Here is a 16,222-nt window from a genome sequence, read left to right as displayed (position 1 = left end):
TTTGAATTCAAAGTGTCATGTATGCGCATCTTCAAAAGAGTCATTTTATTCCTATTACTCATCCTTCTAGTTTTTGTGGGTAACATACTATTCTCAACAGGCTATTTCAGAACAATTGAACCCAAATTTAATGGGCAAATCCTGAAAAGAATCCCAATTAAAGGAGCCGAAGATATCACCGTAAGTCAACTTGATAGCTTTGCGCTTATATCAGCTACTGACCGATCTATATACCCCCCAACTTCCGAGGAAAAAGGTGGACTATATTTATTAGATCTAAAAACTGATAATTATATTCCAATTCCCTTAACCGATACTTTTGGTAAGTCCTTTGCGCCTCACGGAATCTCATTTTTTAAAAAAGATAGCAGCTATCAGGTAATGGCTATTAGCCATACGGCTCAAGGACATTCTATTGAGCTTTTTAGATTAGATAGTACAACATTATCTCATATAAAAACCATCAAGCATCCTACTATGGTAAGTCCTAATGATGTCGTGATGGTTGATGAAAATCGTTTTTACTTCACCAATGATCATAAATACACCGAAGGTATAGGAAGGTTTTTTGAAGAATATGGTGGTAGAGCAATTTCAAATGTCATTTATTTTGACGGAAACGACTATCGTGAAGTTGCTGATGGTATTGCCTATGCAAATGGGATTAATTATGACCGAGACCGCAAACTGATGTATGTAGCATCGCCTAGAGGCTTTTTAGTCAAAGTGTATTCAAGACAAGAAGATGGTTCACTGAACTTTATCGAAGATATTGATTGTAATACTGGCGTCGATAATATCGAGCTTGATGAAAATGGTAATTTATGGATAGGTGCACACCCTAATTTACTTCGATTTGGAGCCTACGCCAAAGGCAAAAAAGAGACAGCTCCTTCAGAAATAATCAAGATCTCTTATCGCAACAAGGGTGACTATGAAGTTGAAAAAATATATGTAGAAGATGGCAGTGAAATGTCGGCTTCGACAGTAGCTGCACCTTTTGGAAATCTCATTTTTACAGGCAATGTAAAAGATGATAAATTCTTGATCTTAGAACGTAATACTAAAACAAACTAAACCAACAACTTTATGGAAATTGCAATTAAAATTTTAATCGGATTAATCGCCTTTATTCACTGTTACATTCTGTGGTTTGAAATGTTTGCTTGGGAAACTCGAGGTAGGAAAGTATTTCGAAATTTTCCAAAAGAATTATTCGGTCAAACAAAAACAATGGCTGCCAATCAAGGGCTTTATAATGGCTTTTTAGCCGCTGGATTAATCTGGACGTTTTTTATTGAGAATATTGAATGGAACAAGAATGTTTCTCTTTTCTTTCTAGGATGTGTTGCTATAGCCGGAATTTATGGCGCACTAACTGCAGATAAAAAGATCTTCTTTGTACAGGCCTTACCGGCAATAATTACGATTCTTTTAATACTCCTTAGTTAAATAAACCACTATTTTTAGTAGTTGTTTATTCATAAGGTTATGAGAAGTCAAGTTTTAGTTATTGTTTTATTGTTAATTACCTCATGTCATTCGCAATCAAAGAAAAACGATAAAAAGACACTTGTTGGAGGGCCTTGCCAAGGATGCGAAGCTGTTTTTGAGTATGGAGATAAAGTATTAACCGATACGGACACGCTTCCCAATTTTTCAACAACTTCTCCTAAGCTAAAACTAACTGGCTCCGTTTATGAAAACGATGGAAAAACACCTGCCAAAAATGTTATTCTATATATCTATCAAACGAATAGGGAGGGAATCTACCCTAAAAAAAGTAATTCAAAAGGATGGGCGCAACGACATGGATATCTAAGAGGTTGGGTAAAAACAAATAATACTGGTAAGTACACTTTTTTCACCTATAGGCCTGCTGCATATCCTAATCTTAATACTCCTGAGCATATACATTTAACAGTTAAGGAACCAGATAAAAATGAATATTATCTAGAGGATTTTTTGTTCGATGATGATCCGCTTTTAACTCAAAGTAAAAGAAAGAGTCTAAGAAATAGAGGTGGATCAGGTATAGTAAATCCGTCACTAAAAAATGGGATTCTAACCGTCAACAGGGATATTGTTTTGGGCAAGAATATTCCAAACTATTGAAGCTTTTAATTCACTAAATATACTCTTGTAAAAGTCCAATAAGCGTATTGGCGTCTTGCTCACCGCTTTGGCGCCATTTCATTTCGCCATTTTTGTAGATCATTAATGTTGGAAGACCTTTTACGCGAAGTGCCTCAGCTAATTCTTGGTTTTTTTCAACATCAATTTTAATGACTTTGGCTTTATCGCCCATTGCTGCGGCGACATCCAGAAGTACTGGATGCATAGAAGTTGAAGGCTCACTCCATTCTGTAAAGAAGTCCAGTAATACCGGAGTGGCAGCATCAATTAATTGACCAAATTTTGACATAGCGCTACAATTTAGATAACTACTACAAAACGTTTGTTTAACAAATATAGTGTTTATTCCTAATTATGCTGGTTTTGAGCCTTTTTTGAGCTCTATTACGGTGATCTCTGGCCATATTCCCACTCGACCTGGATAACCGATAAAACCAAATCCGCGATTTACATTAATGTATTGACCTACCTCCTTATAAATACCCGCCCAATGGGTGTATCGCCATTTTACTGGGCTCCATTTTACCCATCCTGGAATTTCAATACCAAATTGCATTCCGTGTGTGTGACCACTAAGGGTTAAGTGGTAATGATAATCATCATTAATCACCTTCTGTTCCCAATGCGATGGATCATGACTCATCAATATTTTAAAATCGTCTTTATCAATTGCCTCACTAGCTTTTTTAAGATCTCCTTTCTTCTTAAAACCACCAGCTCCCCAATTCTCAACTCCGACTAATGCAATACGCTGACCGTCGCGTTCAAGATATCGGCTTTCATTTAGCAAAAGATCAAAGCCCATTTCTTTTTGAATACCTTTAAGCTTTTCTAAATTTTGGGCTTTTTCTTCCAAATTAGGCCACTCGACATAATCGCCATAATCATGATTCCCTAAAACAGAAAACACCCCATCTTTTGCTGTTAGTTTTCCAAAAAGATCCTGCCAAGGCAACATTTCATCCGCAACGTTATTTACCATATCTCCAGTAAACAAAATAGTATCCGATTGTTGTTCATTAATCAAGTTGACCGCATAATCTATCTTATCTCTGTTGTCAAAACTGCCACTATGTATATCACTTATTTGTGTAAGCCTATATCCGTCAAAGGCTTCAGGCAGATCCTCGAAGTGCAAGGTGTACTTTAATACCTTATAGTTATATCGCCCCTTAAAAACACCATATAACAATGAACTAAAGGGTACGGCTGCTAAACCTAAAGCTATTTGGCTTATAAATTTTCGTCGTGATTGTATGCTTAAGGCCTGATCGCCATTTGATGATACTTTTTTAATCAATCCTCCTGCAAGACGTATAACATCTTCTAACAATAATACCACTGCAACAAACATTCCTGCCACAAAAAGAGCAACAAACAAACCATTCCAAAAACTTCTTAATGGGGTAAATGCAGTTTTATACATTCCTGTAGAAAACTGATAGAAAAAACTAATAATTAATGCTGCCCAAAGAGCGAGGTAACCTATCGAAATCCATCTATTCCCAGTTCCCGCTTTTAAAGCGTGATAGGTATAAAAAGTAATTGCAAATATGAAAGTGCCAAATACTAGTAAGCGCATTGAATAAAAATTTCAACAAAAATAAGACCTTCAAAAGGAGGTTCTTGACTTTTAAGGAAGTATTAACGAAATGCGGAACTCATTGAATGAGTTCCACATCAATTAGACGAATTAGTAACTCAATATCACTTTTAAACGTGAGGTAGTTTTTTCTAAGTAGTTGCGTCGCTACCCCGAGATACTGAATTAAAATGTTTTCAAACTGTCTTGACCTTAGGAGGAATTTATTACTATAAGGCTCAGAATTATCGTTGACCTCTAAATACGCTTTGCTTAACCCAATCTTATCAAGAACTGTTTTTAAAGAACCATTAGTATTGACAAAATTTACTGCCTTGTCGAATGCTTCATTTACTGCATACTCCTGCAGTTTAACCGTTTCTATTTTCCTATTCCATGACCGCAATATGGTCTTAATACTATCATTTTTTATATCCTCCAAATTACCAGATGTTACAAAATTGTTGAAAGCTCCGTTTTCATAATCAATTTCGATTGATCGTGTCAGCGGTAAAAATAATAGCTCGGATAGGTGAACTTCTGTAACCTGATCTAAAGGTTGGTCCGAATTTTTCAAGTTGACTAAATCCTTAATGTTTGTTACTATATTATGCAGCTCTTTATTTTCTTTATCTAGGATTATCAAATTATTCTCTAGCTCTTCCTTTATTAAGACAAGATGATTTCGTTGCAGTTTTAATTGATCTGCCTCTTCTTTTTTATTATTAACATACAATGCAATCAGAATACCAATGACCACTAAAATGATTTCTCCTATGGCATACACAATATATTTACCAAAATTGCTTTTGGTTAACTCTTGAAATCTAATTTTTCTAAAAATTTTCATACGGTGTATTATAATGCTTGATGAAAATAAGGATTTTTCCCCGTTGAAAACCAGTTGATCCCTCTACCACGTAAATAATAATGGCACCAAATTTGCAAAAGGCTATTAAAAATTATTCATCATGATAACATCAATCATATTTAGAACCGCATTGGCGGCAAACAGTTTAGCAATTATTGTGCACTTACTTACTAATTGGATAGATAACGTGAGTCTTTTTATGCTTTTGGCATTTCAAACAGTAATTGTATCGGGTTATTATATCAATAAAATCGTAACTCAGGTAATTGCAAGTATCGATAAAGAATTAAATGATGTCGATATCATCATTAGAAAGAAACAAGCACTTTCTTAAACTCATTTTCGCAATACCGCAAGTACAGATCGAATTCGTTCGATATCGGAAATGGCTACATGCTCGTTTCGCAAAAGTTGTGGGCTATTCATGGATAGCTTTTCAGGGTGTTGATCATCCTGAATAAGCATCCCGGAAAAGTGAATTTGATCAAATATGTTTTCCTTGAACATTGATGCATTACTCGCATTTATCCCACCACCTGGTATTATGTTAATCCTATTTCCAGCTATTTCTTTTAATTCGATGAGATTCTCAATTCCCAATTCAGCGGAAGTCTTCTTTCCTGAAGTTAAAACACTATCAACTCCTAAACCAATCAATTTCTCAAGTGCAGTTTTTTGGTCAGACACCCAATCAAAAGCGCGATGAAAAGTAATATGCACTGGTCTTGCCAAAGCTACTAGTTGTCTAATTCTTTCAACATCAATTGTAAAATCCTTGTTCAGCATTCCGATAACCACTCCAGCACAACCTATTTCCTTGCAAAACTGAATATCCTTTTTTATTATTTCAAACTCCCCATCGCTGTAGAAAAAATCCCCGCTTCGAGGCCGAATCAAAACATGAACAGGAATGGCAATATCCTGCAATACCTGCTCGATCAAACCATGAGAAGGCGTAATACCACCAACAGCTAATTCTGCACATAATTCAATACGGTTAGCTCCAGCTAATTCAGCATTAATTGCAGACTGATAATTAGATGTGCATATTTCAACAATCATTTTTGGTATCTTAGGTGAGTAATATGACTTCAAGATAATTAGTATAAATGAAACGCAGAAACTTTGTAAAAAACGCCGCTTTAGGCAGCACGGGAATTTTAGTAGGAACATCAACCTTGAGTTGCGCTGAAAAATCTGAAAAACAACAAGAAAAAACGGTTTCAAAAATCAGTCTTCCAGTTGTGGTTGCAACGTGGAATGTCCCAAATGCAACCGCAAAAGCATGGGAAGTATTACAAAGTGGAAAATCGGCCTTAGATGCGGTTGAGCACGGTGTTATGATCGAGGAAGCCGACCCAAACAATCAATCGGTTGGTTATGCGGGCTTACCTGATCGTGATGGTCATGTGACCCTAGATGCCTGTATCATGAATAAAGATGGTGATTATGGTGCTGTACTTTATATGCAAGACATCAAGCATCCCATAGCTGTTGCAAGAAAGGTGATGGAAGATACTCCCCATGTAATTTTAGCTGGCGAAGGCGCCAAACAATTCGCCTTAGAAAGCGGATTTAAAGCAGAAGATCTACTCACTGAAAAGTCTAAAAAAGATTGGGAAGCTTGGAAGGTAAAATCGGAATATAAACCCATTATTAATATCGAAAATCACGACACCATTGGCATGTTGGCTATTGACAGTAATGGCGATATTGCAGGTGCTTGTACCACGAGCGGACTGGCATATAAAATGGCTGGGCGCGTTGGTGATTCCCCCATAATAGGATCTGGATTATTTATCGATAATGAAATTGGCGGAGCCGTTGCAACCGGACTTGGCGAGGAAGTATTAAAAACAGTTGGCAGCTTTCTTATCGTTGAGTTAATGCGTCAAGGAAGAAGTCCGCAAGAGGCTTGCGTAGAAGCGATCGGTCGTATTGTAAATAAAAAAGCAAGCAACTACAAAGACTTTCAGGTTGGATATATTGCCATTAATAAGCAAGGTGAGGTCGGTTATTACTCTATACACAGCGGTTTTAGCATGACGCAGTTTCAAGATGGGAAAAATGAGAATTTAGCAGCAGATTATTTTAATAAAACCTAACCAAATAGTTTTTTATAACATAAAGTTTACATGACCTAAAGCAACCTTCTATCCTTACTGGTATCTAAAGCGAAACAAACAACATGCGAAAAGCCATATTTCTTTTACTATTAAGTCCGCTTTTAATGGCCACCCAATGCGAAGACGATGAATGTATTTTTGAAGAAACTTCAGTTGATATCATGACCTTATCCCCTTTGCAAGAAACCTATACCAAGGGTGATACCATTACAATGACTATTAACTTACCAGCTTCAAACAACTTTTTCGGGAGTTCAAGAAATTTATTTAACGAAACAGCTGATCCTACAGCATTAGTCGTTTTATTATCTGATAACATATTTTTAGAGAACTCTTTAAATTTTGTTAGTGGAAGTCAGGGTCGTTTCTCAAATTGGTTCGTATTACCGTATAATTCAGAAACTGAAGCTTACGAACTAGAGGTTGAAGTTACTTTAAATCGGACGGGGACCTATTCACATTTTAATGGTGGAGACATCGAAATTGGACGATCAAACTGCCCTGATTTTTCATTGGAGAGTAAATTTTTAAATGTAGAAGATCAATTTATTGAATTTACTGTGGTGGAGTAAAAAAGTTCTTAAATTTCCAAAACATTCACATTGCGAAATGTCAGTTCGAGTGTTTTTTATAATGAAGATGGAATCGAAATTATGAAAAATGTACCCGCCTGACGGACGGGCAGGTCGAGAACCCTGCTTGTCAATATACTTTGTTATTATACGATCTTACGACTTCTCGATACAATCCCGATTGCCATCGGAATCACTCGAAGTGACACTACATTATTTAAAAACCTTCACCAACTCCTGTCCTATTTTATCGACATGAAGCGAGCTAGAATTATCCAAAATCACGAGACAATTCTTGAGTTCAAAGTTTCTAATAATCATTGTTCGAGCGCCTAACCAAGAGCCATTGTGCCAAACTGCATTTGGAGTGACAGTCCAGCCAAAACCATAGTCAGAGGTTGAGCCAGTAGTCAGCGTTGGTGTTTTAAAAGCTTCATTCATTGTTTCTTGGGAAAGGATATCATTTTTATACCAAAACTGATTCCAAATCTCAAAATCATCAAGGCTACTAAACACTGCTCCATCTCCCGAAACACCATCAAGCACTTCTGGCGACAAAGCTTCCTTTGAACCTCTAAAATTCATAAAACTGGCGGTTTTGTTTTCAAAGGTTTTATCTTCGGACAATAAATTCCAAACACGCGTATTTTTCATTCCTAATGGCTCAAACAATTCGGTTTTCATAAAATTTTCAAACGATTGTCCACTTACTTTTTCAATAGTTGCCGAAAGCAACACATAACCCAAATTAGAATATTCATAAGTTGAGTTAGGTTCATTTTTAAAAGGTGGATTGTCTTTAGCCAATAACTTTACTACCTTTTCATTAGTTAATAAATCCCCTACCTCATCTGAATATTTTTCAGGATAGTTCATATAGGCATCTGGTATTCCTAAAGTATGATTTAACAGCATTCTTAAAGTCACTTTATCATAGGATAATTCAGGAAAAAACTTTGTTATTGTATCATCAAAATCGAGTGAATCCTTTTCTTTAAGGATCATAATTCCTGTAGCCGTGAACTGCTTTGAAACCGAAGCTAACCGAAATGCAGATGCTGTGCTTAAGGGAGTGGTTTCTGTATGGTCAGTAAACCCGTAGGCCTTTTTCAGCAATACACTATCATTCTTTATAAGCAGCACTCCTCCATTAAACTTATTGTCTGATTGCATTTTTGCCAACCAAGCATCAGCTTTTTCTACCTTACTTATTTGGTTGTCATCAGCTGCAATTGCAAGTTCATCAACCTTGAGTTCAGTGTTGTAAAACCATATTCCAAATGCCAGTATGGCCAAAACGCCTAAACCAATTAATCCTAGTAAAATCTTCCAAAAAAGTTTCATGTTGCTGATGTTTTAATCTGTTAGTTGTGAAATCAGAGAATGTGTTACAGTATTTTTAAAATCTAATTGGGTTGCCTACATTTACCATTCATAATTCAGCACGACATGTCCGACCAAAAACGCCTTTTTTTACTCGATGCCTATGCCCTAATTTTTCGTGGTTACTATGCTTTCATTAAGAATCCGCGTATTACCAGTACAGGTATGGATGTCTCGGCGATCATGGGATTCACCAACTCGCTTTTCGATGTAATAAGACGTGAAAAACCGGATCATTTGGCAGTGGCTTTTGACAAAGGGGGAAGCTCTGCGAGAACAGAGCAATTTCCTGAGTACAAAGCAAATCGTGATGAAACCCCTGAGGCAATAAAAATTGCAGTGCCTTATATTCAGAAAATCTTAAATGCGATGCATATTCCTATTATCGAACAAGAAGGAATTGAAGCAGATGATTTAATTGGAACGCTTTCTAAACAAGCGGAAAAAGAAGGCTATAAAGTATACATGGTTACGCCTGATAAGGATTATGCTCAATTGGTAAGTGAAAACATCTTTATGTATCGCCCAGCTAGGATGGGAAATGGCATTGAAATATGGGGAATTCCTGAAGTACAAGCCAGATTTGAAGTCGAGCGCCCTGAGCAAGTAATCGACTATTTGGGAATGATGGGAGATGCGGTAGATAATATTCCAGGACTACCAGGAGTTGGAGACAAAACAGCTAAGAAATTTATTAAGCTATATGGCGGTTTAGAAGGCCTGTTGGCAAACACACATGAGCTAAAAGGCAAGATGAAGGAAAAAGTTGAGGCTAATGCCGAACTAGGAAGACTTTCTCGTGAACTGGCAACAATTATATTAGATTGCCCAGTGACATTTGATGCATCTGATTATGAGCTTTCCGAACCGGACAAAAATAAGGTTCAAGAAATTTTCCAGACATTGGAATTCCGACGCTTGACAGATCAATTTATCAAGTTGTTTTCAGGTGAAGCAGAAATTAACGCAACTGCTGAAGTCGCAGCAGAAAAACCAAAAGCTAAAGTTTCAACAGCTGGCGCTGGTCAGTTTTCATTGTTTGATGAAGGATCAGGAAGTGCTACTATTCAAACAGAAGTTTCGAGTACAACAGGTCGTAAAACAATTGGTACCACACAACATTTATATCAACTGGTAAATCCAGGACTGGCAATGAATCTCTTTATGGAGAAGTTGATGAAGCAAACAAGCGTTTGTTTTGATACCGAGACTACCGGAATTAATCCGATTACGGCCGAGTTGGTGGGCATTGCATTCTCATGGGATGTCGGAAAAGGATATTACATTCCATTTCCTCCAGAAAAAGAAAAAGCGCAGGAGATAATAGAGCAGCTACGCCCATTCTTCGAAGCAGAGAATATTCAAAAAATTGGTCAGAACCTTAAGTACGATATAAAAGTATTAGCTAAATATAATGTAGGTGTAAAAGGTGGCATTTTCGACACAATGTTAGCGCATTATTTGATTAACCCAGATATGCGTCATAATATGGACGTGCTGGCAGAGACCTATTTGAATTATACGCCTGTTTCAATTACTGAACTCATTGGGAAAAAAGGAAAAAACCAATTATCAATGCGCGATGTTCCTGTTGAAAAACAAACGGAATACGCTGTTGAAGATGCCGATATCACACTGCAATTAAAAGAGCACTTTGAAAAAGAATTAACCGAAGCACATACCAAAACCCTATTCAATGATATTGAAGTCCCTCTCGTTTCGGTTTTAGCCGATATGGAGTTGGAAGGCATCAATCTTGATAAAGACTTTTTAAATGGATTATCTTCAGAGTTGGATAGTGACATAGCGAGTCTTGAAAAATCGATCTACGAAGAAGCCGGTGAGGAATTCAATATTGCATCACCAAAACAATTGGGCGTTATTCTTTTTGAGAAATTGAAACTAGTAGATAAACCGAAGAAGACCAAAACAGGCCAGTACTCAACCGCTGAAGATGTGCTTTCGTATTTAGCGAAAGACCATCAAATTATTCAAAATGTATTGGACTATCGAGGTCTTAGTAAACTAAAAAGCACCTACGTAGATGCATTACCAGAACAAGTTGAAGAAAGTACTGGTCGTGTTCACACCGACTATATGCAGACCGTAGCTGCAACTGGAAGGTTGAGTTCGAACAACCCGAATCTTCAAAATATTCCTATTCGCACCGAACGTGGTCGTCAGGTTAGAAAGGCCTTTGTTCCTCGCGATGAAGACCATGTACTATTAGCAGCAGATTATTCTCAAATTGAATTACGTATCATCGCCGCCCTCAGCAAAGAAGATACGATGATTAATGCTTTTAAAAATGGGGAAGACATTCATGCATCTACTGCTGCAAGAGTTTTTAATGTCGACATAAATAATGTTACTAGAGAACAACGTGGCAATGCCAAAACCGTCAACTTTGGTATCATTTACGGAGTATCCGCATTCGGATTAAGTAACCAAACTGATCTTTCAAGAACTGAGGCTAAAGAGCTTATTGAGACCTATTATAAAACCTATCCAAAGCTTCGCAATTTCATGAGTGATCAAGTCGATTTTGCTCGTGAAAATGGATATGTACAGACAATATCTGGTCGACGTCGTTATCTAAAAGATATCAATTCTGGGAATGCTGTTGTTCGCGGTGCTGCTGAACGAAATGCCGTAAATGCACCTATACAAGGTAGTGCAGCCGATGTGATCAAGATCGCCATGATCAATATTCATAAAAAGCTTAAAGAAGGTAATTACAAGACCAAAATGCTTTTACAAGTTCATGATGAATTGGTTTTTGATGTTTACAAACCCGAGTTAGAGGAAATGAAAACCTTAATCAAAACCGAGATGGAAAACGCCTATAAAATGGATGTTCCGTTAGACGTTGATCTTGGACTTGGTCAGAATTGGTTGGAGGCACATTAAGTTTCCAAATAACCTCATTACTATAGGTATTGCCTGAAAACCATGTTAATTATATCTAAAATATTAGTAATTCATCCTTTTTCGAACATTCTTATATATATTTTCTACATATTTGCCGCAACTAAATCTAAACCCCCTTACCTATGAAAAGGAATCTACTCCTTCTATTCATGTTATGCACCTTTGTTGGTGTAAAAGCTCAAGAAATTTCGGAAAGTGATAAAAGTGCGCTAATAGCATTTTATAATGCCACTAACGGTCCGAATTGGACAAATACATGGGATCTTACCGACTCACCAACAAACTGGTTTGGCGTTGTGACGGCGGTTTATTTTCCAGGTGGCGGTGGACCAGCTGAGCGTCATGTTGACGAAATAAATCTCCCCAACAATAACTTGGTTGGCACGCTTCCAATAGAATTGGGCAATCTTAAGGATTTAAACACCCTTGATCTTTCTAATAATTCAATTACAGGTGCAATCCCTGGCGCATTAGGAGGTGCTGAAGATTTAAACTATTTATATCTTCAGAATAACGATCTAAGTGGTGATATCCCCATAGCGCTTTTTACTTCACCCGACCCTCATTTTGTTGAAATCGACCTAAGTTTTAACCAACTAACAGGTAAACTTCCCGAAGAAATAGGCAGTTCAATTCCAAATGTTGGAAGTGTATTTGTATCTAATAATCTACTTACTGATTTACCCGATTACACAAATATTAGCTTGTTTAGAATTAACACTCTAGACATTAGCAATAACAATATTTATTTTTCAGTTTTTGAAAGAGTATCATCTGGCTTTGACAATATTGCTGAAGTATTAGAAGGTAATGTTTCCAATCTAACTTATCAAACCCAAAATAAAATTAATACTGTTGATACCGTAAGTATTCTTGAGGGTGAAAACACAACTTTCGCTATTACAGGATTAATAAGTACAAATAACACCTATCAATGGTTTAAAAATAATAGCCCAATATCCGGAGCTACCAACTCGACTTATCAAGTAACTGCAGCTGACCTAACAGATGAAGGAGTTTACTACTGTGAGATAAAAAATACTGAAGTACCTAACCTAACCTTAGTTAGAAATGATATTACTTTAAATGTTACTGTTCCAGTAACCGATAGAAATTCGTTGATTGCTATTTATAATGCTGCCGATGGTCCAAACTGGACTAATCCTTGGGATTTATCCGCAGATATTTCAACTTGGGAAGGTGTAACTGTTGATGCTGTTAGTGGCCGAGTTACTGAATTAGTGCTTAATCAAAGAAAACTAAATGGTACTTTAGCTGATGAAATAGGAAACCTGACCGAATTAGTAAAACTTAGTTTTTTTGGCGGTCTAGAAAGTAATCTTACCGGAAGCATCCCTACATCTATATGCAATTTAACGAAGCTTGAAGATATCAGCATTAGCCAAGTTGAGTTCTCTGGAGCTATTCCGAGTTGTCTTTTTACGATTACATCGCTTAATCGAATTTTCATCAGCGGGTCATCGACACCAATTTTAACCTTAGATCTACCAGATGACTTATCTGCATTAACAAATTTAAGGACACTGTATTTACAACGTGTTGACCTTTCATCAGAAGGTGCATTCCCATTAAACGCACTTCAACTTATTAACTTGGAGGAGTTAACACTTGACATTAACAGACTTACTGGAACTATCCCTCCGGAGATAGCTGGCCTTTCTAATTTGACAATATTATCAATCTCAGGAAACAATATAACTGGCAGTATTCCAGATGAAATAGCACTTCTTACTAATTTAACACAACTGAGATTAAGTAACTTAAACCTAACAGGTGTATTACCAAGTTCAATTGGGAATCTAACAAATCTTACCCAACTCACAGTTTTTGGAACCGATATTGAGGGAGAAATACCTGCTTCCTATTCCAATTTAACATCATTGCTATTCCTAACCCTAGCTAGGAACAACTTAAGTGGTCAAATTCCTGATTTCATAAGCACATTTACTAATCTCGTAAGACTTGAATTGAGGGAAAATAAGAATTTATCTGGTCCAGTACCAAATCTAACCGGTTTGGCAAACCTTACAGAATTCACATTTCAGGATAATCAATTTGTTTTTGATGATTTTGAAAATGAATTTAGTTCATATCAGACTTCAATTACCACTAGGTTTACCTACCAGCCCCAAGCAGACATTGATTTAGAACAAACATTAACTGTAACTGAAGAGGACCCAGTTACCTTTACGGTTGAAGCGACTCAAAGCCCTAACAACATATACCAGTGGCGTAAAGACGGTATTAATATAGTTGGAGCTACAAACAGAACATATACCATTAACAATGTGGCAATAACAGATGCCGGAATCTACGATTGCCTTGTGACAAATACAATTATTACCGATCTCTCTTTACTTAAAAGGCAGACTACTTTGGCTGTAACTCCTCTTGATGGAGACAATGATGGGGTAAATGATGATGTCGATTTATGTTTAAATACTCCAAATGGAGAAACAGTAAATGCCAATGGATGTTCACAAAGTCAATTGGATGATGATAATGATGGAGTATTTAATAATCTTGACCTATGTCCAAATACGCCAGATGGAGAAACTGTAAATACCGATGGCTGTTCACAAAGTCAATTAGATGATGATAATGATGGAGTGTTTAATAGTCTTGACCTATGTCCAAATACGCCAGATGGAGAAACTGTAAATACCGATGGCTGTTCACAAAGTCAATTAGATGATGATAATGATGGGGTGTTTAATAGTCTTGACCTATGCGCCAATACACCAGATGGGGAAACTGTAAATGCAGATGGATGCTCAGAAAGTCAATTAGATGATGATAATGATGGAGTGTTTAATAATCTTGACCTATGTGACAATACACCAGATGGAGAAGCTGTAAATGCAGATGGATGCTCAGAAAGTCAACTGGATGATGACAATGATGGTGTTACTAACAATCTTGACCTATGCGCTAATACGCCGAATGGAGAAACCGTAAATGCTAACGGATGCTCAGAAAGCCAACTGGATGATGACAATGATGGTGTTACTAACAATCTTGATGAATGCCCGAATACAACTCCCGGAAGCATTGTGAATGCAACTGGTTGTTCAGACGAAGCATTACTTAATTTAAGTCAGAACGATATTCGTGTCGTTGCAACTAGCACATCTTGCGTTGAAACTGCAAACGGCGAACTACAAGTTTTATTGGAAAAAGATTTTACTTATACCATTACGGTTTCTAGTGCAACTTTTAATCAAACTTTTGATAATGTAAACAGTACGGCTGATTTATTTATAGATAGTCTAGCCGCTGGAACATATATTGTTTGTATTAAGATTCCTGAATTCCCAAATTTCGAACAGTGTTTTAATGCCATTGTACTCACCCCAGAAGATCTTGTTACGGGTAAAGCAACAGTAGATACTAAAACTAAAAAGGCTATAATTCCAGTATCAGGAAGTGCATATTACGAAGTAACTGTCAACAATAAAACAACCGAGTTTAATTTTGATAACACTGGATTGAATAAAATAGCATTATCACTTCAAGATGGTAAAAATGACATTACGATTAAAACGGATAAAGTTTGTCAAGGTATTTATGAAGAATCAATATTGATTAATGATATGCGTTTCTATCCGAACCCTGTTACTGACTTTGTTTACCTAGTTGGCATGAACAATTTCGAAACTGCTAATATTATCGTAACCGATCTTACTGGTAATGTCGTTTTAACAACAACTAAAAATCAACTTACAGATAACCAACTGCCGATGCGAAATTTAGCTGTCGGTGTTTACATCATAAGCGTTCAAACAGAAACCCAAATCTTGAATACTAAAATCTACAAAAAATGAAACTATTAAATTTAATTATAGCAGCGGCACTCTTATTTACAACTTCATGCGGCGGCGGTGGAGATGACTCACCTCCTCCTCCAACACCTCCAGCGGAATTGGAACTAGGAGCTTTTTCATTAGTATTTCCAGAAAATAATGAAGTTTGCACTGAAGGTGAAGATGTAGGAACCGACATGATTACTATTGTTTTTCGATGGGGGTCATCAAGCAACGCAACATCTTACAAAATAGAGGTTACCCAAGATACAGGGCAAAAATTCGAGGCGACTACTACTAGCACTTCAGCCCCTTTAACAGTCCCTAAGGGAACACAATTTACTTGGAATGTTTCTGCTATTAGAGAAGATAAGACAAAAGCGGGTAATACCGACTTCAATTTTTATTCTGAAGGAATTACAGAAAGTAATCACACTCCGTTTCCTGCAAGTATTACTTTAGAAGATAATATGGACGGAACCATTAATATCGTATGGGTTGGATCTGATATTGATAATGATATTGAAAATTATGATATCATGCTAGGGACCACTCCAGAACCAAGTGCAATTCTTGAAAATACCACTTCAACTAGAATAGATAATCAAGCTATTAACTACGATACCATTTATTATCTAAATGTGGTAACGAAAGACCAACATGGTAATTCATCCAACAGCAAAAAGCAATTCAATTTTAAAAATTAGAACTGAATTAACGAAAAAGATCAGCTAAAAACGATCTTACATAAAACAAGCTGAGATTATTAATCTCAGCTTGTTTATTTTTGGTTTTAC

General features: G+C 36.7%; 14 protein-coding genes. 9 read left to right on the top strand and 5 right to left on the bottom strand.

Annotation, left to right across the window (positions count from 1 at the left end; all coding sequences use genetic code 11):
• Positions 1-21 precede the first annotated feature (21 nt).
• The 3 genes from GWK10_RS12755 to GWK10_RS12745 are packed head-to-tail and all read left to right on the top strand — an operon-like array spanning position 22 to position 2,115.
• Positions 22-1,077: an SMP-30/gluconolactonase/LRE family protein gene (locus GWK10_RS12755; protein ID WP_164032769.1), complete on the top strand. Its 1,056-nt coding sequence runs from the start codon at positions 22-24 to the stop codon at positions 1,075-1,077.
• A gap of 12 nt (positions 1,078-1,089) precedes the next feature.
• A complete protein-coding gene (locus tag GWK10_RS12750) occupies positions 1,090-1,452 on the top strand; it encodes a DUF1304 domain-containing protein (protein ID WP_164032768.1) in 363 nt (120 codons plus the stop codon).
• A gap of 39 nt (positions 1,453-1,491) precedes the next feature.
• A complete protein-coding gene (locus GWK10_RS12745; protein ID WP_164032767.1) occupies positions 1,492-2,115 on the top strand; it encodes a dioxygenase family protein in 624 nt (207 codons plus the stop codon).
• 13 nt (positions 2,116-2,128) lie between these two features.
• On the opposite strand, the gene GWK10_RS12740 is transcribed toward GWK10_RS12745, so the two are convergent.
• The 3 genes from GWK10_RS12740 to GWK10_RS12730 form a co-directional block, all read right to left on the bottom strand.
• Complete coding sequence (locus GWK10_RS12740) at positions 2,129-2,425, bottom strand: thioredoxin family protein (RefSeq protein ID WP_164032766.1); 297 nt, start codon at positions 2,423-2,425, stop codon at positions 2,129-2,131.
• A gap of 63 nt (positions 2,426-2,488) precedes the next feature.
• Positions 2,489-3,718 (bottom strand): metallophosphoesterase, encoded by a 1,230-nt coding sequence (locus GWK10_RS12735; RefSeq protein WP_164032765.1) that lies wholly within the window; start codon positions 3,716-3,718, stop codon positions 2,489-2,491.
• 79 nt (positions 3,719-3,797) lie between these two features.
• On the bottom strand, positions 3,798-4,568 hold the full coding sequence (locus GWK10_RS12730) for a DUF6090 family protein (RefSeq protein ID WP_164032764.1): 771 nt from the start codon (positions 4,566-4,568) through the stop codon (positions 3,798-3,800).
• A gap of 121 nt (positions 4,569-4,689) precedes the next feature.
• On the opposite strand from GWK10_RS12730, the gene GWK10_RS12725 reads away from it, so the two are divergent.
• Positions 4,690-4,923 carry a hypothetical protein gene (locus GWK10_RS12725; protein ID WP_164032763.1) on the top strand — a complete coding sequence of 78 codons (234 nt, stop codon included), beginning with the start codon at positions 4,690-4,692 and terminating at the stop codon, positions 4,921-4,923.
• Positions 4,924-4,925: 2 nt separating this feature from the next.
• On the opposite strand, the gene GWK10_RS12720 is transcribed toward GWK10_RS12725, so the two are convergent.
• Complete coding sequence (locus GWK10_RS12720) at positions 4,926-5,651, bottom strand: copper homeostasis protein CutC (protein ID WP_164032762.1); 726 nt, start codon at positions 5,649-5,651, stop codon at positions 4,926-4,928.
• A gap of 47 nt (positions 5,652-5,698) precedes the next feature.
• Here GWK10_RS12720 and GWK10_RS12715 point away from each other — a divergent pair, with 47 nt between their 5' ends.
• Positions 5,699-6,694 (top strand): isoaspartyl peptidase/L-asparaginase family protein, encoded by a 996-nt coding sequence (locus GWK10_RS12715; RefSeq protein WP_164032761.1) that lies wholly within the window; start codon positions 5,699-5,701, stop codon positions 6,692-6,694.
• Between the two features lie 83 nt (positions 6,695-6,777).
• On the top strand, positions 6,778-7,287 hold the full coding sequence (locus tag GWK10_RS12710) for a hypothetical protein (RefSeq protein WP_164032760.1): 510 nt from the start codon (positions 6,778-6,780) through the stop codon (positions 7,285-7,287).
• A gap of 213 nt (positions 7,288-7,500) precedes the next feature.
• On the opposite strand, the gene GWK10_RS12705 is transcribed toward GWK10_RS12710, so the two are convergent.
• Positions 7,501-8,631 (bottom strand): serine hydrolase domain-containing protein, encoded by a 1,131-nt coding sequence (locus GWK10_RS12705; protein WP_164032759.1) that lies wholly within the window; start codon positions 8,629-8,631, stop codon positions 7,501-7,503.
• A 105-nt stretch (positions 8,632-8,736) separates the two neighbouring features.
• On the opposite strand from GWK10_RS12705, the gene polA reads away from it, so the two are divergent.
• From polA to GWK10_RS12690, 3 genes are all read left to right on the top strand, one after another.
• Positions 8,737-11,580, top strand: coding sequence for a DNA polymerase I (gene polA / locus GWK10_RS12700; protein WP_164032758.1), 2,844 nt, complete (start codon positions 8,737-8,739; stop codon positions 11,578-11,580).
• Between the two features lie 143 nt (positions 11,581-11,723).
• Positions 11,724-15,446, top strand: coding sequence for an immunoglobulin domain-containing protein (locus GWK10_RS12695; protein ID WP_164032757.1), 3,723 nt, complete (start codon positions 11,724-11,726; stop codon positions 15,444-15,446).
• Positions 15,443-16,132 carry a hypothetical protein gene (locus GWK10_RS12690; RefSeq protein ID WP_164032756.1) on the top strand — a complete coding sequence of 230 codons (690 nt, stop codon included), beginning with the start codon at positions 15,443-15,445 and terminating at the stop codon, positions 16,130-16,132. The genes GWK10_RS12695 and GWK10_RS12690 overlap by 4 nt, the downstream gene beginning before the upstream one ends.
• Positions 16,133-16,222: the final 90 nt, after the last annotated feature.

Origin of the sequence: Spongiivirga citrea, assembly GCF_010671565.1 — a bacterium.
GTDB lineage: Bacteria > Bacteroidota > Bacteroidia > Flavobacteriales > Flavobacteriaceae > Spongiivirga > Spongiivirga citrea.
This window is presented reverse-complemented; position numbering and strand designations above follow the sequence as displayed.

Bases quoted from the DNA above. Each gene is read 5' to 3' on its own strand.
- GWK10_RS12755 (WP_164032769.1), top strand. From the start codon at position 22: ATGCGCATCTTCAAAAGAGTCATTTTATTCCTATTACTCATCCTTCTA.
- GWK10_RS12750 (WP_164032768.1), top strand. From the start codon at position 1,090: ATGGAAATTGCAATTAAAATTTTAATCGGATTAATCGCCTTTATTCAC.
- GWK10_RS12745 (WP_164032767.1), top strand. From the start codon at position 1,492: ATGAGAAGTCAAGTTTTAGTTATTGTTTTATTGTTAATTACCTCATGT.
- GWK10_RS12740 (WP_164032766.1), bottom strand. From the start codon at position 2,425: ATGTCAAAATTTGGTCAATTAATTGATGCTGCCACTCCGGTATTACTG.
- GWK10_RS12735 (WP_164032765.1), bottom strand. From the start codon at position 3,718: ATGCGCTTACTAGTATTTGGCACTTTCATATTTGCAATTACTTTTTAT.
- GWK10_RS12730 (WP_164032764.1), bottom strand. From the start codon at position 4,568: ATGAAAATTTTTAGAAAAATTAGATTTCAAGAGTTAACCAAAAGCAAT.
- GWK10_RS12725 (WP_164032763.1), top strand. From the start codon at position 4,690: ATGATAACATCAATCATATTTAGAACCGCATTGGCGGCAAACAGTTTA.
- GWK10_RS12720 (WP_164032762.1), bottom strand. From the start codon at position 5,651: ATGATTGTTGAAATATGCACATCTAATTATCAGTCTGCAATTAATGCT.
- GWK10_RS12715 (WP_164032761.1), top strand. From the start codon at position 5,699: ATGAAACGCAGAAACTTTGTAAAAAACGCCGCTTTAGGCAGCACGGGA.
- GWK10_RS12710 (WP_164032760.1), top strand. From the start codon at position 6,778: ATGCGAAAAGCCATATTTCTTTTACTATTAAGTCCGCTTTTAATGGCC.
- GWK10_RS12705 (WP_164032759.1), bottom strand. From the start codon at position 8,631: ATGAAACTTTTTTGGAAGATTTTACTAGGATTAATTGGTTTAGGCGTT.
- polA (WP_164032758.1), top strand. From the start codon at position 8,737: ATGTCCGACCAAAAACGCCTTTTTTTACTCGATGCCTATGCCCTAATT.
- GWK10_RS12695 (WP_164032757.1), top strand. From the start codon at position 11,724: ATGAAAAGGAATCTACTCCTTCTATTCATGTTATGCACCTTTGTTGGT.
- GWK10_RS12690 (WP_164032756.1), top strand. From the start codon at position 15,443: ATGAAACTATTAAATTTAATTATAGCAGCGGCACTCTTATTTACAACT.